This window comes from Streptomyces sp. NPDC002838 (assembly GCF_040295365.1).
Lineage (GTDB): Bacteria > Actinomycetota > Actinomycetes > Streptomycetales > Streptomycetaceae > Streptomyces.
The window spans coordinates 1-18,531 of sequence record NZ_JBEOVF010000060.1 but is presented as its reverse complement, the minus strand read 5'-3'; the positions used below and the strand labels follow the sequence as shown (position 1 = coordinate 18,531).

Below are 18,531 nucleotides of genomic sequence, written 5' to 3'. Positions count from 1 at the left end.
GGTGTGGGCGTTTGCCTACCCGCCATCCGTCTCGGTTGGTCGAGAGCTGCACCACAACTCAGCCCGTCCGGCGTTTGAGGACGAGGCCGTCAGGCCGATGGGGGTCCAGGGGGCGCAGCCCGCCGACGGGGTCGAAGGGGCAGCGCCCCTGGGGGCCGGGACGGATAGGGGCGGCGGGGGCGAGGGACACCCGGCGCCCCCCAACGGCGCGCTACACCGACGCCCGCTCCACCACCCGCGGCCTCAGCTCCGCGTTCTCCAGCACATCCCGAAGGTGCCGCTCCACAACCGGCAGCACCTCGGCGATCGTCACCTCACGCCCGAGCTCGTTCGCCAGCGACGTGACCCCCGCGTCACGAATCCCGCACGGGATGATCCGGTCGAACCACGCGTTGTCGGGATTCACGTTCAGCGAGAAACCGTGCATCGTGACGCCCTTGGCCACCCGGATCCCGATCGCCGCGATCTTGCGGTCCTCGCGCCGCTGGCCGGCGTTGGAGGGGGCGTACTCCGGCCCGTTCATGCGCGGATCGAACTCGTCGTCGTGCAGGCGGGGATCGAAGTCCAGGGCGAGTCCGCCGAGCGCCGGGCGCTGCTCGACCGGGTCGCCCAGCACCCACACCCCACTCCGGCCCTCGACCCGGGTCGCCTCCACACCGAACTCCGCGCACGTACGCAGCAGAGCCTCCTCCAGTCGCCGTACATGCGCGACGACGTCCACCGGCCGCGGCAGCTTCTGGATCGGGTAGCCCACCAGCTGGCCCGGGCCGTGCCAGGTGATCTTGCCGCCGCGGTCCACGTCGATGACCGGCGTGCCGTCGAGGGGGCGCTCGTTGTCCGCCGTGCGCCGACCGGCTGTGTAGACCGGCGGGTGCTCCAGGAGCAGCACGGTGTCGGGGACCTCGTCCGCGAACCGCGCCGCGTGCACCCGGCGCTGCTCGTCCCACGCCTCCTGGTACTCGACCGCGTCCGGACCGAACCCCATGCGGACGAACCGCAACTCACTCACGGCAAGCGCCTCCCTAGAAGGTCGTAAGGCACGAAGGGTGCCTACGCCACTGTACGACTGGCCGTACGACCGCCTGTACGAGTGGCCCGTCCGGGTGAAGAACGGAACGTCCGCGTCAGCCCGGCCCCACGATCCTCACACGATCGGATGAATGAACGTCGAAGTGTGCGATCGGCTGCTTACGCTCAGCTACATTCGCGCCGTTCACGAGGCCATAAGGGCTGCTCACAGGCAATCCCGGGCGCCGCAGGCACCACAGGGCCTCCGCGAGGCCCGAAGGCAGGAGACCGCACCGCAGATGACGGAACGACCCGCGCAGCGCACCCCCAACCGCCAGCTCGCCGCGCTCATCGCAGAAGCGGGGTTCTCCAACGCGGGACTCGCCCGTCGCGTGGACCAGCTCGGTCTCGAACACGGGCTTGACCTGAGATACGACAAGACCTCAGTGACCCGGTGGCTGCGCGGGCAGCAGCCCCGCGGCACCACCCCCGCCCTGATCGCGGAGGTCTTCACCCGCCGCCTCGGCCGCCGCCTGACCGCCCAGGACCTCGGCCTGGACGCCTGCGCCCCGGTCTACGCGGGACTCGAGTTCGCCGCCACCCCCGAGGAAGCCGTCGACATCGTCAGCGGGCTGTGGCGCAAGGACTCCGGCAGCCACGCCGAGCTGCGCAAGATCGCGTTCACCCCGGCGGGGCTCGTCGTTCCCAGCCGCGACTGGCTGATCGGCCGCCCCGACGACAAGGTCGCCCGCGGTGAACCCGCCGCCCGCGTCCCCGCCCAGGGCCGTCCCGCCGCGGTGCCCCGGCAGCGCGGCCAGGCCGAACGCGGCCCGGGTCAGAAGGTCACCGGCGGCGACATCTCCGCCCTCCGCTCGGTCGGCGAGCTGTTCCGCTCCCTGGACGACATGTACGGCGGCGGCCACGCCCGCCAGGCCCTCGTGCGCTACCTGGAGCACGAGTGCGAGCCGATGCTGCGCGGCACCTACGGCGAGCAGACGGGCCGCCGCCTGTTCGCGGCGGCCGCCGACCTGACGAGGCTCGCGGGCTGGACGTCGTACGACATCGCCGCGCACGGTCTCGCCCAGCGGTACTTCGTGCAGGCGCTGCGGCTCGCGCAGGCGGCCGGGGACCGGGCGTACGGCAGTTTCGTCCTCGTCACCATGAGCCGCCAGGCCGTCTACCTCGGGCACGGGCGCGAGGCCGTACAGCTCGCGCGGGTGGCCCAGCAGGGCGTCGGCACCAACGCCCCGCCCGTCGTCCAGGCGCTGCTGCACGCGGTCGAGGCGCGCGGGCACGGGGTGCTCGGCGAGGTGCGTGCCTGCACCGGCTCGCTCGTGCGGGCCGAGCGCGCCCTGGAGGCCGCCCGGCCCGGTGACGAGGTCCCGCACTGGGCGCGGTTCTTCGACGAGGCGCAGCTCGCCGACGAGTTCGGGCACTGCCACCGGGACCTCCAGCAGTTCCGCTCCGCCGCCCAGCACGCGGAGCGCTCCCTGCAACTGCGCGCTCCCTCCTACGCCCGCAGCCGCCTCTTCTGCCGTGTCGTCCTCGCCTCCGCCCGCCTCGGCCTGGGGGAACTCGACCAGGCCTGCGCGCTCGGCGCCGAGGCGGCCGGACAGGCGGCGGACATGCGCTCGGTCCGGGCGATCGAGTACGTACGGGACTTCGAGCGGAGGCTGGAGCCGTACAAGGACGCGGCACCGGTGAGGGGTTACCGGGACAAGGTGGCGGCCTTCGGCTAGGCCGCCCGGGCCGTCGGCAACGGGTCGGCCACGTGCATCGACCCCGCCGCCCCCAGGTCCGCCAGGATCGCCGAGGCGGCCCGGTGGGCCGAGTGCAGCGCCCCCTGCACGGTGCTGGTGTCCCGGTGGTCGCCGCACACGTACAGGCCCGCCAGCAGCCGTACCGGACGGCGCAGGTCGTGCGGTGGGCGCATCGCGGGCACCGCCTCGGCGGTGTGGTGCACGGCGAGGGTCTCCCAGCGCCGGGTGGAGGTGCCGTAGAGGCGGGACAGGTGCATGCGTACGGCGGTGTCGAGGTCGGGCGGGGGCGGGCCGAGGACCGTCGACGAGACCAGGGTGCGGCCCGCCGGCGCGCGGGCCGGGTCGACCCGGCTGACCAGCGCGGTGTGCGCGACCGGGCCGCCCCGGTCCGCGTCGAGCAGCAGGGACGCCCCCGTGGCCGGCGGCTCGTCCGTCGTGTGGTGCACCACCGTCACCGGGTGGAAGTCCGGCACGCGAAGGCCGGGCAGCAGTTCGGCGGCGGCCCGGGCGTCGGTCGCGAGCAGGACGGCGCGGCAGCGGATCTCGCCGTGCTCGGCGGTGGTCACGGATGTCGTGGAGACCGCGGTGACCCGGACGCCGGTGTGCACGGTGCCCGGCGGCAGGGTCCGCGCGAGCAGCTCCGGCAGGGTCTCGGCACCGCCCTCCGGCACGCACAGCCGCCCGCGCGCGAAGGCACGCAGCGCGAGGTCCGCGCACCGGCTGGACGTGGACAGCTCCGGGTCGCACAGCAGGGCGGCGAGCAGCGGGCGCAGGAAGCCGTCGACCGTGCGGGCGGGCACACCGCGGGCGGCGAGGGCCTGTCCGGCGGGCAGTTCGGGGCGGGTCAGGAGGCGCTCGAGAGGTGTGTTCGCGAGCCGGGAGAGCGAGGCTCCGAGGCGGGCCTGGTCGACGGCGGTGCCGAGCGGGGCCGTCCCCCGGGGAGCGATGCGGGCGGTCTCGGGCACGGGAACCGGCGCGGGCATGCTCCGGCTCCTGGACCCGGCTCCCGACCAGGGAACGCTCCGGCCCCTGACCCCGGACACGGGGCGAGGCAGACTCCGGCCCCGCGGCCCGGCACCCGGCCGAGGGGCGCTCGCCAGGGCGCGCACCGCGTGGAGTGCGCCCCTCGCGCTCCCCGCGTTCGCCGGCACGCCCGCGCGGTGGTGGCGGCCGTCGCTGTGCAGCAGGACGCCCGGTGCGAACGGGCGCAGAACCAGCCCGTCGAGCCCGGGTGTCAGCCGTAGTTCGGGATACGCCGTGGACAGCAGCTGCCCGATGCGGTCGAGCCGGAATCCGTCGACCTTCTCGGTCGACATGCGGCCGCCCGCGCACGGGGCGGCCTCCAGCACCGCGGTCGTCACTCCTGCGCTGGTCAGCCGATGCGCCGCGGAGAGCCCGGCGATCCCGGCTCCCACGATCACGACGTCCGCCTGGTACGCGGGCTCAAGCACGTGCCCCTCCTCGAGGTTGCGCGGCCGGTGGAGACGTGATGCCCCCAACTGCCTCCGGGAATACCCGAGTTCGGCACGAGGGTAGGGCCGTGATCGGTCAGGGGGAGTCGCGCATGGACAGGGCACGGTCGCACGCCGGTCGCATACGGACGCGGCGAGTCACGCAAGCGGCCTCAAGGGTCACAAAGCGGCCCGGATCACCCCCTCGATCTCCGGAAAAGCGAAGGTGAACCCCGACTCCAACAGCCGCATCGGCAACACCCGTTGACTCCCGAGCACATCCCCGGCCATCTCGCCGAGCACGCCCCGCAGCACGGGTGCGGGCACCGTGAACAGCGTCGGCCGGCGCAGCACGCGCCCCATCGCGGCGGTGATCTCACGGTTCGTCAGCGGATGCGGGGCGGTCACGTTGAACGGCCCGGCGAGGCCCTCGGTGTCCATGAGATGGCGGATCGCGGCCACCTCGTCGTGCAGCGAGACGAACGACCAGTACTGCCGCCCGTCGCCCATCCGCCCGCCGAGCCCCGCCTTGAACAGCGGGAACAGCCGCCCCCAGGCCCCGCCCTGGCGGGCCACCACCAGACCCGTCCGCGTGAACACCGTCCGTACGCCCGCCTCCTGGGCCGGCGCCGCGGCCCCCTCCCATTCCACGCACAGCTCGGGCAGGAAGCCCTCCCCGGGTGGCGCGTCCTCGTCGACGGCCCGGTCGCCGGTCTCGCCGTAGTAGCCGATCGCGCTGCCGTTCACGAACACCCGCGGCGGCTCGTCCAGGGCGGCGGCGGCCTCGGCGAGGGCCGCCGTGCCCAGCACCCGGCCGGCCCGGAGCCTCGCCTTGTAGGCGTCCGTCCAGCGGCGCGAGCCCACGTTCGCGCCGGCCAGGTTGACCACCGCGTCGCACCCGGCGAGCCCGGCCGCGTCGACGTACTTCCGCTCGGGGTCCCAGCGGACCTCGTCCGGCGTCCGGGGGTCCCGGCGCACCAGCCGTACCACCTGGTGCCCGTCGGCCGTCAAGGACCGCACGAGGGCGCTGCCGATGAGACCTGAGGCGCCGGCCACCGCGATTCGGGAACGTTCCATGACCACCATCCTTGCTCAGTGGCCGCGGAAAACCCCGCAAGGGTCCCGCAACCGCCGTCGTAGGGTGATCGTCATGCCGGATCCGTACATACGCCACGCCACTGCCGACGACGAGGACGCGCTGGGCCGTCTCGACCGCGACACCTGGTCCCCGCTGCACGCCGTCCAACCGCGGCCCCAGCCGCCGTACGAGCCCTTCTTCAACGAGCGGTTCGGGCCGTGGGACCACCTCGTCGCGGAGCTCGACGGACGGGTCGTCGGCTACATCCGGCTGGGCTACCCGACGCCGCTCGCCTGCAACGCCCACGTCCGCCAGATCCAGGGCCTCGCCGTCGCCGAGGAGGCGCGCGGCGCCGGGGTCGCCCGGGCACTGCTGCGGGCCGCGCAGGACGAGTCACGGCGGCACGGAGCGCGCCGCATCACCCTGCGTGTCCTGGGGCACAACACCCCGGCCCGCAGGCTCTACGAGTCCGAGGGCTTCGTGGTGGAGGGCGTCCTGCCCGAGGAGTTCCTGCTGAACGGCGAGTACGTCGACGACGTGCTCATGGGGCGCAGTCTCTGACCTGCTCGGCCGCCGCGGTCGTACGACGTCTGCGCACCACCACGTAGAGCGGCACCCCCGCCACCACGGCCGCCGTGGCGAAACCGGCGAGCACCCAGCCCCGGACGCCGGAATCCTGGACCGGGGCGGCGGTGAGGGCGGACAGCGAGGCCAGAAGGAGCGCACGTGACATGAGGTCAGGGGTACGCCCCGGCCGGCCGTCGCGGGCGGCATTGCCCCGTACGAGGGCGAGTGAGCGGGCCGGCTCCGAGGGGCCGCTCAGGACGTGACCAGTTCGCCCGTGTCCACCGGTGCCGTCGCGTCTGCCGCGCTCCGGGCGTCGTCCGCGACCTCGTCCGCCGTCAGGACGTACCCCGTCTCGGCGTCCGAGGTCGAGCGGGCGAAGACCACGCCGTACACCCGGCCGTCGGTGGTCAGCAGCGGGCCGCCGGAGTTGCCGGGGCGGACGGTGGAGCGGATCGAGTAGATCTCGCGGGTGACCGTCTCGTCGCTGTAGATGTTCTGCCCGCGCGCCTGCACCCGGTTCGCGACCGTCGCCGCCTGGAGGTTCAGGTCGCCGTCCTGCGGATAGCCCGCGACCACGGCCGAGTCGCCGCGCCTGGCGCCGTCGTCGAAACGCAGCACAGGGGCGTTCAGGTCCGGCACGTACAGCACCGCCACGTCCTTGTCCGGATCGAAGAGCACCACGCGGGACTCGTACGACCGTCCGACCCCGCCGATCCGCACACTCGGGTCGTCGATGCCGGCCACCACATGGGCGTTGGTCATCACATGCCGCGGCGCGTACACGAAGCCGCTGCCCTCGCGGCCCTGGTTGCCCGCGACGCCCTCTATCTTCACCGTGCTCAGCTTGGCGGCGTTCGTCGCGGCCGCCGTCACGCTGTCGCCGGTGGGCCTGGCGACCTCGGCCGTCGACTCGTTCTCGAAGGGGTTGAAGACCTGCGGGAAACCCGCCTCGGTGAGTGCCGAGGTGGCCCGCGAGAACCACGCGGGGGTCGTGTCCGGCATGGCGTCCTGCACCGTGCCGAGCAGCCGTGATTCCCGGATCGCCGTCGTGACCAGCGGGGACGAGGACGCGGCGAGCACGCTCGCGGCCACCCACGCCACGATCAGCACCGCCACCGAGTTGGCCACGGCCCCGCCGACCCCGTCGGCCACCCTGAGCGGGCCCCGGTCCAGCTCCAGGCGCAGTCTGAGCGCCAGCCGCCCGGCCAGCTCGTGCCCCACCGCGGCCGGGACCAGCACCGTCAGCACCGCGGTCACCGTCGCCGTGGTCGTCCCCTGCGACACCAGGTCCATCATCCACGGCAGCACCCACACGCCGACGACCGCACCGCCCACGAAGCCGGCGAACGAGACACAGCCGGCCACCAGTCCGCGCCGGTAGCCGGACGCCGCGTAGGCGACGATCACCAGCAACAGCAGGATGTCGAGCAGGTCCACGGAGCCGCCTTTCTGTCGGACCCTCAGGGGGCGTCCCCTCCGTCCCCCTAGTACGCGCGGGACGGGCCCAATGATCAGCCGCACGCGCGGAGTGATCCGGAACCGGCCACGCGCGCGTGCACCTGGAAAAACGCCGCGGACCCGGACGATGGTTCCACCGGGTGGCACAGCACACATCGCGGGCGGACGGGATCCGACGGACAGTGGGACCATGCGTGCCCGAAGACCGATCCGGAGAGCGAGAAGACCGAGAGGACGGCGGACACCACGTCCGGTGCGCATACCGGGCGCCGTGCTCGTGCTGCTCGGCTGTCTGCCCGGCCTCGCCGCCGCCGTCGCGCTGCCCCTGTGCGCGGCCGGAATCGAACGCGCGACCGGCGCCCGCGCACGGCCCGTCGCGGCCCGCCCCGCCGTCGCCCACCCCGCGGCCCGGCCGCACATCGTGCCGAGGTCCGCCTGGGCGGTCGACAGCGCCCGCACCCGGCCGCCCCCGCGCTACGACGACAAGGTCGTCGCGGTCTTCGTCCACCACACCGACTCGCCCAACGACTACGACTGCGCCGACGCGCCCCGCATCATCCGCGACCTCGCCGCCGGCCAGACCGGCACCCGCCAGTGGGACGACATCGGCTACAACTTCCTCGTCGACCGCTGCGGCACCGTCTACGAGGGCCGCGCGGGCGGCGCCGACCGCCCCGTCACCGGCGCCCACACCCAGGGCTTCAACCACGGCACGGTGGGCATCGCCGCCCTCGGCACGTTCACGGCCCAAGTCCCCGTCCCGCAGGCGATGGCCGACGCGATCGCCGCCCTCGCCGCCTGGAAGCTGAGCCTCGCCGACATCGACCCGCGCGCACGGGTCCGGCTGACCTCCAGCAACAGCCGCAGCCGGTACGCGGCCGGCTCCACCGCCGCGCTGCCCGCCCTGGCGGGCCACAACGACGGGTACATGACCAGCTGCCCGGGCGCCGCCCTGAGCGCCCGCCTGCCGGAGATCAGGGAGCGGGCGGCACGACTGCAGGGCAGGAAGTGAGGCCGGTCGTGCGGTCCACAGGAATGTCACAGCCGGCACGAAGGCTGCTCAGATTCCCGCCGCCTACGGTCTTCACCACAAGCCGACCGGAGGTGGGGATCATGAGCGGCAACAGCAGCAGGCGCATGTGGACGGTGGTCTGTGCGGTCGCGACCGTCGTCCTGGGACCGGCCGCCGTCACGGCGTCCGCGCTCGACCAGGCCAACAGGGCACCGATGTATCACGCGGTGCGGGCCGACCAGAACCAGGCGTACATCCCGTCCGACACGACGCGCCGCAGGTCCGTGGCGTAGGGACCACTTGCTCAGGCCCTGAACCGCTCCCAGAGCTTGGGATAGCGCTCCGCCAGGGCCCGCTCGTTCTCGAAGCTTATGGGCGTCCCCTCCGGCTCCGAGGCCGCGGGCGGGATGCCCAGGTCGGGGGCGACGGTGCCGGTGAGCTGCTCGTACGCCTCGTCCGCCGCGTAGCCGAGCTCCTCTCCGTCGCCGTCGATCTCCTCGTCGAAGTCGTCCAGCAGGTCGGCGAGCGAGTCCGGGTCGTGCACACCGCCCTCGTACACCTCGCGGCCCTGGCCGATCAGCCAGCACCGGAAGAAGTCGAAGGCGTCGTCGCTCGCGCCGTCCAGCAGCACCCAGGCGGCGCCCCACAGATCCCAGGTGTAGGCGCGGTTGTAGCGGGCCTCGAAGTGCCGGGCGAAGTCCAGGACCATCTCCGGATCCAGCTGGAGCAGCCGGTCCACGAGCAGGTCGGCCTGCTCCTCCGGGTCGCCATCGGCGGCCTCGCGGGTGGTGTCCACCAGCTCCCAGAACTCCGTCTCGTCCATCACGGGTCAAGCATCGGCCCTGGACGGGTGGGGCGCACGTGGAGTGTGGCGGATTGTTATGTCCCGTACAGCCGGGCGGGTCACGGCGTCCCGTACAACCGGGCGAGACGTATCGCGTCGCTCGCGAAACGCGCCCGCAGACCCTCGGGCGCCAGCACCTCGACCTCCGGCCCGAGCGCCGCGAGTTGTGTGTGGGCGACCTCCTCGGACTCCACCGGGAGCGTCACCGTCACCCACCCGTCCTCGTCGGGCGCGCCGGCGGCCTCCAGCGCCTCCCGGGCGGACTGGGGATCCAGGGCGTACGGCAGTCCGCGCACCCCGTCCGCGGACAGCCGGACGACGACCTCCGCGCGCAGGATCGACCGCGCGAACTGCTCGGCCCGCTCCTCCCAGAAGTTCGGCAGGTCGAACTCCTCGTCCCGCGCGAACCGCTCCTCGCCGGCCTCCACCGCCATGAACCGGTCGATCCGGTACACCCGGTAGGACCCGCGCCCGGCCACCCGCGCGCACAGATACCAGACCCCGGCCTTGAGCACGAGCCCGTACGGCTCCAGCTCGCGCTCCACCTCGGCCTCTTTGCTCCGGTACCGCGTGACGATCCGCCGGTCGTCCCACACCGAGTCCGCGACAGCGGGCAGCAGCTCGGGCGTCTTCGCCTCCTTGAACCAGTTCGGCGCGTCCAGGTGGAAGCGCTGCGCCGCCGTACGGGAGGCGTCCCGCAGGGAGGGGAGGAGGGCCGCCGACACCTTGAGCCGGGCCGCGGAGGCCGCGTCCTCCAGTCCCATCTCGCGCAGCGCCCCCGGCACCCCGGACAGGAACAGCGCCTCGGCCTCGCCGCGGGCCAGCCCGGTCAGCCGCGTCCGGTACCCGCCGATGAGCCGATAGCCACCGGCCCGCCCCCGGTCGGCGTACACCGGTACCCCCGCCTCCGACAGCGCCTGCGCGTCCCGCGTGACGGTCCGCTCGGACACCTCCAGCTCCCGCGCCAGCTCGGCGGCGGTCATCGAGGGCCGGGACTGGAGCAGCAGCACCATTTTGATGAGACGGGCAGCGCGCATACGGCCATCATGCCGGGGGCCACTGACAACGAAGGGGGCACGGCGAACGCCGTACCCCCTTCACACAAGAGCGATGACCTACAGGCCGTACCGCTCCCGCGCCTCCTTCACCGCCGTCGCCTTGACCTCGCCGCGGCGGGCCAGCTGGGCCAGGGCCGCGACGACGACCGACTGGGCGTCGACGCCGAAGTGGCGGCGGGCCGCCTCACGGGTGTCCGACAGGCCGAAGCCGTCGGCGCCCAGCGAGGAGTAGTCCTGCTCGACCCACTGCGCGATCTGGTCGGGCACCTGGCGCATGTAGTCGGAGACCGCCAACACCGGGCCCTCGGCACCCTGGAGCGCCTGACGGACGTACGGCATCCGCTCCTCGCCGCGCAGCAGCGCCGCGTCGGCCTCCAGCGCGTCGCGCCGCAGCTCGGTCCAGGAGGTCGCGGACCACACGTCGGCCGCGACACCCCACTCCTCGGCGAGCAGCCTCTGCGCCTCGAGGACCCAGTGGATCGCCGTACCGGAGCTCAGCAGCTGGATGCGCGGGGCGTTGGCGACCGGCGACAGCTCCGCCGACTCGGCCGTGTTGAAGCGGTACAGGCCCTTGACGATGCCCTCGTCGATGCCGGTGCCGGACGGCTTCGCCGGCTGCGGCAGCGGCTCGTTGTAGACGGTGAGGTAGTAGAAGACGTTCGGGTCCTCACCCGGGGCCGCCTCGCCGTACATCCGGCGCAGACCGTCCTTGACGATCGTGGCGATCTCGTACGCGAAGGCCGGGTCGTACGTCAGCGCGGCCGGGTTGGTCGCGGCGATGACGGGGGAGTGGCCGTCGGCGTGCTGGAGGCCCTCGCCGGTGAGCGTGGTCCGTCCCGCGGTCGCGCCGATGAGGAAGCCGCGGCCGAGCTGGTCGCCGAGCTGCCACATCTGGTCGGCCGTGCGCTGCCAGCCGAACATCGAGTAGAAGATGTAGAACGGGATCATCGCCTCACCGTGCGTGGAGTACGCGGTGGACGCGGCGATGAAGTCGGCCATCGAACCGGCCTCGGTGATCCCCTCGTTGAGGATCTGGCCGTTCTGGGCCTCCTTGTAGTACATCAGCTGGTCGCGGTCGACCGGCTCGTACGTCTGCCCCTTGGGCGAGTAGATGCCGAGCGACGGGAAGAGCGACTCCATGCCGAAGGTGCGCGCCTCGTCGGGGACGATCGGCACCCAGCGCTTGCCGGTCTCCTTGTCGCGGACCAGGTCCTTGACCAGACGGACGAACGCCATGGTCGTGGCGACGTTCTGGGAGCCGGAGCCCTTGTCGAAGGAGGCGAAGGCCTTCTCGGAGGCGGCGGGCAGCGGGGCCGGCGCGTGCGTACGGCGGGCCGGGGCAGGGCCGCCGAGGGCCGCGCGACGCTCCTGGAGGTAGCGGACCTCGGGGGAGTCGGCGCCCGGGTGGCCGTAGGGAACGACCCCGTCGACGAACTGGCTGTCGGAGATGGGCAGTTCAAGAAGATCGCGCATCCTCTTGAACTCGTCCACCGTCAGCTTCTTCATCTGGTGGTTGGCGTTCTTCGACGCGAAGCCCTCGCCGAGGGTGTGGCCCTTGACCGTCTGGGCCAGGATGACCGTCGGGGCGCCCTTGTGCTCGACGGCCGCCTTGTAGGCCGCGTACACCTTGCGCGCCTCGTGACCACCGCGGGAGAGGTGGAAGCACTCCAGGATCTTGTCGTCGCTCAGCAGCTTCGCCATCTCGACCAGCGCCGGGTCGGAGCCGAAGAAGTCCTGGCGGATGTAGGCGGCGTCGCGGGTCTGGTACGTCTGCACCTGGGCGTCCGGCACCTGGCGCAGCCGGCGTACGAGCGCGCCCGTGGTGTCGAGCTGGAACAGCTCGTCCCAGGCCGTACCCCACAGCGTCTTGATGACGTTCCAGCCGGCGCCGCGGAACTGGGCCTCCAGCTCCTGCACGATCTTGAAGTTGGCGCGGACCGGGCCGTCGAGGCGCTGCAGGTTGCAGTTGATGACGAAGGTGAGGTTGTCCAGCTCCTCGCGGGCGGCGAGCGCGAGGGCCGCCGTCGACTCGGGCTCGTCCATCTCGCCGTCGCCGAGGAAGGCCCAGACGTGGGACTGGGAGACGTCCTTGATGCCGCGGGCGGTGAGGTAGCGGTTGAAGCGCGCCTGGTAGATCGCGGAGAGCGGGCCGAGGCCCATCGACACCGTCGGGAACTCCCACAGCCAGGGCAGGCGGCGCGGGTGCGGGTAGGAGGGCAGGCCGTTGCCGCCGGCCTCCTGGCGGAAGTTGTCGAGGTGCGTCTCGGTCAGCCGGCCGTCGAGGAAGGCGCGGGCGTAGATGCCGGGGGAGGCGTGGCCCTGGATGTAGAGCTGGTCGCCCGAGCCATCGGCCTCCTTGCCCTGGAAGAAGTGGTTGAAGCCGGTCTCGTACAGCCAGGCGGCGGAGGCGAAGGTGGCGATGTGGCCGCCGACGCCGTGTTTGCTGCCCCGGGTCACCATCGCGGCCGCGTTCCAGCGGTTCCACGCGGTGATCCGGGCCTCCATCGCCTCGTCACCCGGTACGGCGGGCTCGGCGGCGGTGGGGATGGTGTTGACGTAGTCGGTCTCGAGCAGCTTGGGCAGCGCGATACCGGCGCCCTCGGCACGCTCCAGCGTGCGCCGCATCAGGTACGCGGCACGGTGCGGCCCGGCCGCCTGGGCGACCGCGTCCAGCGAGGCCTGCCATTCGGCGGTCTCCTCCGGATCCCGGTCCGGGAGCTGGTCGAGCGCGCTCGGCTGGATGGCGTTGGGGTCGGTCATGTCGCCGCCTTCCTCAGTCGAAGGGGGGTTCCCTGTGAGGGTTTTGGGGGTGCCCTTGGTCTTTGGCAGGACAGGGCTGAGGGCCTCGGTGCTGTGACACCATGCGGCTTCTGCCGCGTGGCCCGTCGGCGACTGTAACTCCCTGATCGATGATCGATCAAAGGGTTGAAGGTCAAAATCTCTTGATCACGAGAAAGTCGGCACGGGGTGCCTCCGGCGGCGGCACCGGGTGTCGTGGCGGGCCTGGATTTTCGCAGGTGAGCGTGCGTTTGAGCGGTGGTGCGCTCAAGGTTCACGCGCGTGGCGCGCACCCCAGCACATGCGCCTTCACGATCTCGGCGATCCTCGGGTCCCGCCGCTGGAACGCGGCCACCAGCTCCTCGTGCTCCTCCGCGTACGACTGCTGCACCGTCCCCAGCCAGCGGATCGACAGCGCCGTGAACACCTCGATGCCGAGGCCCTCCCAGGTGTGCAGCAGCACCGAGTTGCCCGCCGCCCGGACCAGTTCGCGGTGGAAGGCCACCGTGTGCCGCACCTGGCCCGTCCCGTCCGACTCGCGGTCGGCCTCGTACAGGGCGGCGACATGAGGCTCGAGGGCCGAGCAGTCCTCCGCCAGCTTGTGCGCCGCCAGCTCCGCCGCGATCGCCTCCAGACCGGCCCGGACGGGATACGACTCCTCCAGATCGGCCGCCGTCAGGTTCCGCACCCGCACGCCCTTGTTCGGCGCCGACTCGATCAGCCGCAGCGACTCCAGCTCCCGCAGCGCCTCCCGCACGGGCGTCTGACTGACCTCGAGCTCGGTGGCGATCCGCCGCTCGACGATCCGCTCGCCCGGCTTCCAGCGCCCGCTGACGATCCCCTCCACGATGTGCTCGCGGATCTGCTCGCGCAGCGAGTGGACGACGGGCGCGGTCATGAGGGCTCCTTAGGGAGGGGCCGCCCATCGGCCCCGGGGGCGTTTGACGTTTAGACAATAAGGCCGCACTCCCGTCCGTGAGGGGCGCACGGGGGCGCTTTCGCGCAGGTGAGACGAGGCTTACACGCTCTCAGCTGGGCGTCTTCTGTCAAGACAGGGAACCCTGAGGGCTCCCTGGGTGTCGCGGTCGGCAGAGGGCTCCCGCGCGGGGTGCCCCTCGGCACGACTGGGGGATGGCATGAACATCGGGGGACTGCGTGGACCGCTGCGCCGGACGGCCGCGGTGGCCGTGCTCGGCGTGCTCGTGGCCGTGACGGGTTGCGAGCGGACGCCCACCCGGGCGGAGGCGAAGCCGACCGGCACGGAGCAGATCACCGGTCTGGCGGGGCCGGCCGCGGTGGCGGGACAGCCCACCGGGCCCGGCGGCGCCTGCGTCTTCGTCAAGCCGGACGGGGCACAGCGCTTCGGCCACGTCGGCTGGGGCTTCCGGATCAACGGCAGCGACCGCTGGGTGTACGGCGCGATCGAGAACCCGAGCGGCAAGCTGTACACCCCGCCCGGCGGCGACATCGGCGCCTGGCACGCGGAGGGGTCGTACGCGCGCATGCTCAGCGAGATGTCACGGGACGCCCACTACCCCGGCAAGTCCGAGCATCCGTACAGCCGTTACCGGTGCACCAGCTCGTCGACGTACGACGTGGCGGCGGCCCGCGCGATGATCCGTATCGTCGCCGCCCGGGGCTTCCTCGTCGGCGTCGACCCGAAGACCGGCAAGCTCACCTCGCGGGACTGCCTCGACGCCACGTACGACGTGCTGAAGGCGTACAAGACGCGGCGGCTGACGCCTGCCGCCAAGCTGTCCGTCCCGAACGTGTGGGTGGAGTCGCTGGTGGCATGGTCGGACAAGCGGCTGAAGCCGCACTAGCGCGTATCGGGTCGTGATCAATGAGCATCGCAGCTTGCGGGGCGGGTGCCCGTCTGGGGTACGGGGCCCGGCGATCTGCGGCTGCGCCGTGTGGGCGCGAGTGACCGGAAGCGATGCCGCAGGCGGGCAACGGGGCCCGAGGACCCCGACTGCGTGCCCGCCGGGACGGTGTGTCAGACCATGGCGAGCCGGTCCACCAGCAGTTCCACCCTCCGCTCGGCGTCTCCAGGCGGCAGCCGTCCCGCCCGGGTCAGGGTGGCCAGCCCGTGTAGGGCCGCCCAGAACACCTCGGTGAACAGTGCCGGGTGGACGCCGTCGCCGGCGACCTCGCCGAGAGTCTCCAGCAGGGCGGCGAAGGCGTCCTTCAGAGGTTGTGGGGTGTCCTCGTTCGCGAACGCCAGGCCGCCGTCGAGCTGGAACATGGCGTCGTAGACCGCCGGGTTGCGTTCGGCGAAGTCGAGGTAGGTGCGGGCGAGGGCGGTGACCCGGGTGCGGGGGCCGTCTGCGGCGGAGGTCGCGGCCCGCAGCGCCGCGGCCATCTCGGCGGCGCCCTCGAGGGCGACGGCGCCGATGATCTCGCGCTTGCCGCGGAAGTGGCTGTAGAGGACGGGCTGGCTGTATTCGATGCGCTCGGCGAGCCGGCGGGTGGTGACCGCGTCCCAGCCCTGCTGCTCGGCGAGCTCGCGGGCTGTCGCCACGATGAGGCGCTCGCGGACCGCCCGTTCGCGCTGCTTGCGTTCCTGTACCGACATGATTCGATCCTAGCATCGCTAGACAATCAAGCGGCAGCAGCACTAGCGTTGCCTCATCATCTAGCAATACTAGATTCCAGAAGGGTCATCATGCTCAACGCACTCGAGGTCTTCACCACCGTGGTCGTCGGCCTGATGGTGGGAGTGGAGTTCTCCGTCGCCTTCGTCATCAACCCGATCCTCAACGCCCTCCCCGAGGACAGTGGCCAACTCGGCCGCGCCCACGGGGGCCGGATGCTCGGCGCCCTGATGCCGGTCTGGTACATCGGCTCGCTCATCCTCGTCGCGGTCTGGGCCATCGCCGGATGGCACCACGACGGCGCCGGCCTCGCCGTCACCGCCGGCGCGCTGCTGATCCTCAGCGTGATCATGTCGCTCCTGCTGCTCGTCCCGATCAACAACCGGGGCAAGACATGGACCCCCGAGAACCGGCCCGCCGACTGGAAGCAGCAGATGAACCGCTGGGACCGCTTCCACTACGCCCGCGTCGCCGTCATCATCGCCGCCTTCACCCTGCTCGTCGCCGCCCTCGCCTGAGCCCGCGGGCCGACACCGCGCCGGCGGCGCACAATCCCCACTCCCCGGGCGGCAGCGGGCCACCGAAATCCCGACATCCGGGAATGCGGCTGCCGCTGAGAGCCCACAACTGCGATCCCGGCAAGCTACGCCCTTCGATGACCTGCGCGGCTCCCGGCTCTGGTTCGGGTGAGGTCTTTGATCCAGATCACCGAGGCACGCAGCTGAAGGCCGGCGAGGTAGCTTTCCGGGGTCCTGTCGTAGCGGGTCGCGATGCCCCGCCACGCCTTGAGCTTGTTGATCAGGCGCCCGACGGTGTTCTTCTCCTCGTAGAGCTCGGCGTCGTGGTCGACGGGGCGTCCCCCTTTGCGGCCCTTCCTCTTCCGGTTGGTGGCCTGGTCCCGTTTTCTCCGGGATGACGGCCGACGGGCCCGCGGACGCGCACCATGTCCAGTACGGGGATGAACTGCGGGCCGTCGGCGGCCTGCCCAGCGGTCAGGGCGAACGCCAGCGGACGGCACCTGCGGTCAGCGGCGAGGTGGACCTTTGACGTCTGCCCGCCCCGCGAGCGCCCCAGCAGAGCGGCCTTCAGCCGGACCCTGCGCCGGCGCCGGACGCGTCGCCGCTCGTCCCGCTCGGGATCGGCACCACCGTCCTGCCCGCTTCGTCCCTCGGGACCGCCCCCTTTGACCTGGCCTCCTCCTCTTCGGCGGCAGCCTTCTCCAAAGCGGCGAGCACGTCCTGGCTCGTGTGCATCCCGGCGGCATCGTGATGGGCCCGCACAGCGGTGGAGTCGATACCGGCCAGCGACAGATCCACCTCACCCCGCTTCGCGGCCTCCGCGATCAGGCCCTCCAGCAAGGCCTCGAACACGTCGGCGTCACGCCACTGCCGGAAACGATCGGACACCGCCGACCAGGCACCGGATTCCTGCGGCATCTCCCGCCACTGCCCGCCGGTCCTGAACCGCCAGACCACGCCCTCGAACTGCTGGCGCAACCGCTCGGGGTACGGGCCATACTCGCCGATCGGCAGGTACGGCTCGATGAACTCCCACTCCACATCGGTCAGCTGCGCACGCGTCACGCAAGACGATCTACCGGATCGAAGATCAGCACGAGGGGAGAACCCGCTCATTGATCACGACCCGATACGCGCCCTGGAAGCGCGGTGCCCCGCCCGGAGAGTTCCGGACGGGGCACCTCGTTGAGATCCTCGGCCCTTGCGGGCCGCCAGGTCAGAGACCGAGCTCGACCTCGAACTCGCCGGCCTCCAGGATCGCCTTGACCGCGGTCAGGTAACGGGCCGCGTCGGCGCCGTCCACCAGACGGTGGTCGTAGGACAGGGTCAGGTACGTCATGTCGCGGACGCCGATGACCGTGCCCTCCTCCGTCTCGATGACGGCCGGGCGCTTGACCGTGGCACCGATGCCGAGGATCGCGACCTGACCCGGCGGCACGATGATCGTGTCGAACAGCGCGCCGCGCGAACCGGTGTTGCTGATGGTGAAGGTCGCGCCGGACAGCTCGTCCGGGGTGATCTTGTTGGCGCGGACCTTGCCCGCGAGCTCCGCCGTGGCCTTGGCGATACCGGCGAGGTTGAGGCTGCCGGCGTTCTTGATGACCGGGGTCATCAGGCCCTTCTCGGAGTCCACCGCGATACCGATGTTCTCGGTGTCGAAGTAGGTGATCGTGCCCTCGTCCACGTTGATCCGGGCGTTGACGGCCGGGTGGGCCTTCAGCGCCTGGGCCGCCGCCTTGACGAAGAACGGCATCGGGGAGAGCTTGACGCCCTCACGGGCCGCGAACGCGTCCTTGGCCCGGCCGCGCAGCTTCATCAGGCGGGTGACGTCGACCTCGACCACCGAGGACAGCTGGGCCTGCTCGCGCAGGGCCTTGACCATGTTGTCGCCGATGACCTTGCGGATGCGCGGCATCTTGACGGTCTGGCCACGGAGGGGGGAAGCCTCCAGGGTCGGCGCCTTCTTGGCGGCCGGAGCGGCGGCCGCGGCCGGAGCCGGGGCAGCGGCGGCGGCCTTCGCGGCCTCGGCGGCGGCGATGACGTCCTGCTTGCGGATACGGCCGCCGACGCCGGTGCCCTTGACGGAGGCCAGGTCGACGCCGTTCTCGGCGGCGAGCTTGCGCACCAGCGGGGTGACGTAGGCGCCCTCGTCGGTGGCCTGCGCGGCGGGAGCCGGAGCGGCCGGGGCCGGGGTGACCGGAGCCGGAGCGGCGGGCGCGGGCGCCGGAGCCGCGGGCTGGGCCGGAGCCGGGGCGGCAGCGGCGGGCGCGGCCGGGGCGGCGGGGGCCGGAGCCGCGGGGGCGGGCGCCGGAGCCCGGGCCGGGGCCACGGCAGCGGGCGCCGGGGCCGGCGCGGCGGGGGCCGGAGCAGCGCCCGGAGGCGCGCCCGGGGCGCCGATGTCGGCC

General features: G+C 72.3%; 17 protein-coding genes and 1 pseudogene. 6 read left to right on the top strand and 12 right to left on the bottom strand.

The features are described 5' to 3' along the window. Positions 1-211 precede the first annotated feature (211 nt). Entirely contained in the window at positions 212-1,009 is a 798-nt protein-coding gene (gene lipB / locus ABT063_RS43840; protein WP_351066557.1) for a lipoyl(octanoyl) transferase LipB, read from the bottom strand. A gap of 298 nt (positions 1,010-1,307) precedes the next feature. On the opposite strand from lipB, the gene ABT063_RS43835 reads away from it, so the two are divergent. Next, positions 1,308-2,747, top strand: coding sequence for an NsdA family TPR-like regulatory protein (locus ABT063_RS43835; protein ID WP_351066556.1), 1,440 nt, complete (start codon positions 1,308-1,310; stop codon positions 2,745-2,747). Here the strand turns inward: ABT063_RS43835 and ABT063_RS43830 are convergent. After that, a complete protein-coding gene (locus tag ABT063_RS43830) occupies positions 2,744-4,219 on the bottom strand; it encodes an NAD(P)/FAD-dependent oxidoreductase (RefSeq protein ID WP_351066555.1) in 1,476 nt (491 codons plus the stop codon). The genes ABT063_RS43835 and ABT063_RS43830 overlap by 4 nt on opposite strands. Before the next feature lie 180 nt (positions 4,220-4,399). Continuing rightward, a complete protein-coding gene (locus ABT063_RS43825; RefSeq protein ID WP_351066554.1) occupies positions 4,400-5,296 on the bottom strand; it encodes a TIGR01777 family oxidoreductase in 897 nt (298 codons plus the stop codon). Positions 5,297-5,369: 73 nt separating this feature from the next. On the opposite strand from ABT063_RS43825, the gene ABT063_RS43820 reads away from it, so the two are divergent. Beyond that, on the top strand, positions 5,370-5,858 hold the full coding sequence (locus tag ABT063_RS43820) for a GNAT family N-acetyltransferase (protein WP_351066553.1): 489 nt from the start codon (positions 5,370-5,372) through the stop codon (positions 5,856-5,858). Here the strand turns inward: ABT063_RS43820 and ABT063_RS43815 are convergent. Next, positions 5,839-6,030 (bottom strand): hypothetical protein, encoded by a 192-nt coding sequence (locus tag ABT063_RS43815; protein WP_351066552.1) that lies wholly within the window; start codon positions 6,028-6,030, stop codon positions 5,839-5,841. The two genes, ABT063_RS43820 and ABT063_RS43815, sit on opposite strands and share 20 nt — an antisense overlap. An 86-nt stretch (positions 6,031-6,116) precedes the next feature. Beyond that, on the bottom strand, positions 6,117-7,301 hold the full coding sequence (locus ABT063_RS43810; protein WP_351066551.1) for a MarP family serine protease: 1,185 nt from the start codon (positions 7,299-7,301) through the stop codon (positions 6,117-6,119). Between the two features lie 148 nt (positions 7,302-7,449). Here ABT063_RS43810 and ABT063_RS43805 point away from each other — a divergent pair, with 148 nt between their 5' ends. Together ABT063_RS43805 and ABT063_RS43800 are read left to right on the top strand one after the other, a co-directional pair. Further along, positions 7,450-8,334, top strand: a complete 885-nt coding sequence (locus tag ABT063_RS43805) for a peptidoglycan recognition protein family protein (protein ID WP_502991007.1) — start codon at positions 7,450-7,452, stop codon at positions 8,332-8,334. A 101-nt stretch (positions 8,335-8,435) separates the two neighbouring features. After that, a complete protein-coding gene (locus ABT063_RS43800; protein WP_351066549.1) occupies positions 8,436-8,627 on the top strand; it encodes a hypothetical protein in 192 nt (63 codons plus the stop codon). Between the two features lie 11 nt (positions 8,628-8,638). Here the strand turns inward: ABT063_RS43800 and ABT063_RS43795 are convergent, their stop codons facing one another. The 4 genes from ABT063_RS43795 to ABT063_RS43780 form a co-directional block, all read right to left on the bottom strand. Continuing rightward, on the bottom strand, positions 8,639-9,157 hold the full coding sequence (locus ABT063_RS43795) for a DUF4240 domain-containing protein (protein ID WP_351066592.1): 519 nt from the start codon (positions 9,155-9,157) through the stop codon (positions 8,639-8,641). A gap of 80 nt (positions 9,158-9,237) precedes the next feature. After that, positions 9,238-10,215, bottom strand: coding sequence for a helix-turn-helix transcriptional regulator (locus ABT063_RS43790; RefSeq protein WP_351066548.1), 978 nt, complete (start codon positions 10,213-10,215; stop codon positions 9,238-9,240). A 78-nt stretch (positions 10,216-10,293) separates the two neighbouring features. Beyond that, the gene (aceE, locus tag ABT063_RS43785; RefSeq protein WP_351066547.1) at positions 10,294-12,996 is read right to left on the bottom strand and encodes a pyruvate dehydrogenase (acetyl-transferring), homodimeric type; all 2,703 of its coding nucleotides are present in this window, start codon (positions 12,994-12,996) and stop codon (positions 10,294-10,296) included. 292 nt (positions 12,997-13,288) lie between these two features. Continuing rightward, positions 13,289-13,912, bottom strand: coding sequence for a GntR family transcriptional regulator (locus tag ABT063_RS43780; protein ID WP_351066546.1), 624 nt, complete (start codon positions 13,910-13,912; stop codon positions 13,289-13,291). A 238-nt stretch (positions 13,913-14,150) separates the two neighbouring features. On the opposite strand from ABT063_RS43780, the gene ABT063_RS43775 reads away from it, so the two are divergent. Continuing rightward, on the top strand, positions 14,151-14,837 hold the full coding sequence (locus tag ABT063_RS43775) for a hypothetical protein (RefSeq protein ID WP_351066545.1): 687 nt from the start codon (positions 14,151-14,153) through the stop codon (positions 14,835-14,837). A 173-nt stretch (positions 14,838-15,010) separates the two neighbouring features. Here the strand turns inward: ABT063_RS43775 and ABT063_RS43770 are convergent, their stop codons facing one another. After that, on the bottom strand, positions 15,011-15,589 hold the full coding sequence (locus tag ABT063_RS43770; RefSeq protein WP_351066544.1) for a TetR/AcrR family transcriptional regulator: 579 nt from the start codon (positions 15,587-15,589) through the stop codon (positions 15,011-15,013). Between the two features lie 90 nt (positions 15,590-15,679). Between ABT063_RS43770 and ABT063_RS43765 the strand changes: the two genes are divergently transcribed. Further along, on the top strand, positions 15,680-16,126 hold the full coding sequence (locus tag ABT063_RS43765) for an anthrone oxygenase family protein (protein WP_351066543.1): 447 nt from the start codon (positions 15,680-15,682) through the stop codon (positions 16,124-16,126). A 125-nt stretch (positions 16,127-16,251) separates the two neighbouring features. Here the strand turns inward: ABT063_RS43765 and ABT063_RS43760 are convergent. Then, positions 16,252-17,191 (bottom strand): annotated as a pseudogene (locus tag ABT063_RS43760) (transposase). Between the two features lie 151 nt (positions 17,192-17,342). After that, positions 17,343-18,531 (bottom strand): 2-oxoglutarate dehydrogenase, E2 component, dihydrolipoamide succinyltransferase (gene sucB, locus ABT063_RS43755; protein ID WP_351066542.1); only part of this gene is annotated, 1,189 nt, incomplete at its 5' end.

Coding starts and splice junctions, on each gene's coding strand:
- ABT063_RS43775 (WP_351066545.1), top strand. CDS start 14,151: ATGAACATCGGGGGACTGCGTGGACCGCTGCGCCGGACGGCCGCGGTG.
- aceE (WP_351066547.1), bottom strand. CDS start 12,996: ATGACCGACCCCAACGCCATCCAGCCGAGCGCGCTCGACCAGCTCCCG.
- ABT063_RS43790 (WP_351066548.1), bottom strand. CDS start 10,215: ATGCGCGCTGCCCGTCTCATCAAAATGGTGCTGCTGCTCCAGTCCCGG.
- ABT063_RS43825 (WP_351066554.1), bottom strand. CDS start 5,296: ATGGAACGTTCCCGAATCGCGGTGGCCGGCGCCTCAGGTCTCATCGGC.
- ABT063_RS43765 (WP_351066543.1), top strand. CDS start 15,680: ATGCTCAACGCACTCGAGGTCTTCACCACCGTGGTCGTCGGCCTGATG.
- ABT063_RS43780 (WP_351066546.1), bottom strand. CDS start 13,912: ATGACCGCGCCCGTCGTCCACTCGCTGCGCGAGCAGATCCGCGAGCAC.
- ABT063_RS43820 (WP_351066553.1), top strand. CDS start 5,370: ATGCCGGATCCGTACATACGCCACGCCACTGCCGACGACGAGGACGCG.
- ABT063_RS43815 (WP_351066552.1), bottom strand. CDS start 6,030: ATGTCACGTGCGCTCCTTCTGGCCTCGCTGTCCGCCCTCACCGCCGCC.
- ABT063_RS43800 (WP_351066549.1), top strand. CDS start 8,436: ATGAGCGGCAACAGCAGCAGGCGCATGTGGACGGTGGTCTGTGCGGTC.
- ABT063_RS43770 (WP_351066544.1), bottom strand. CDS start 15,589: ATGTCGGTACAGGAACGCAAGCAGCGCGAACGGGCGGTCCGCGAGCGC.
- ABT063_RS43805 (WP_502991007.1), top strand. CDS start 7,450: ATGGTTCCACCGGGTGGCACAGCACACATCGCGGGCGGACGGGATCCG.
- ABT063_RS43835 (WP_351066556.1), top strand. CDS start 1,308: ATGACGGAACGACCCGCGCAGCGCACCCCCAACCGCCAGCTCGCCGCG.
- ABT063_RS43795 (WP_351066592.1), bottom strand. CDS start 9,157: ATGGACGAGACGGAGTTCTGGGAGCTGGTGGACACCACCCGCGAGGCC.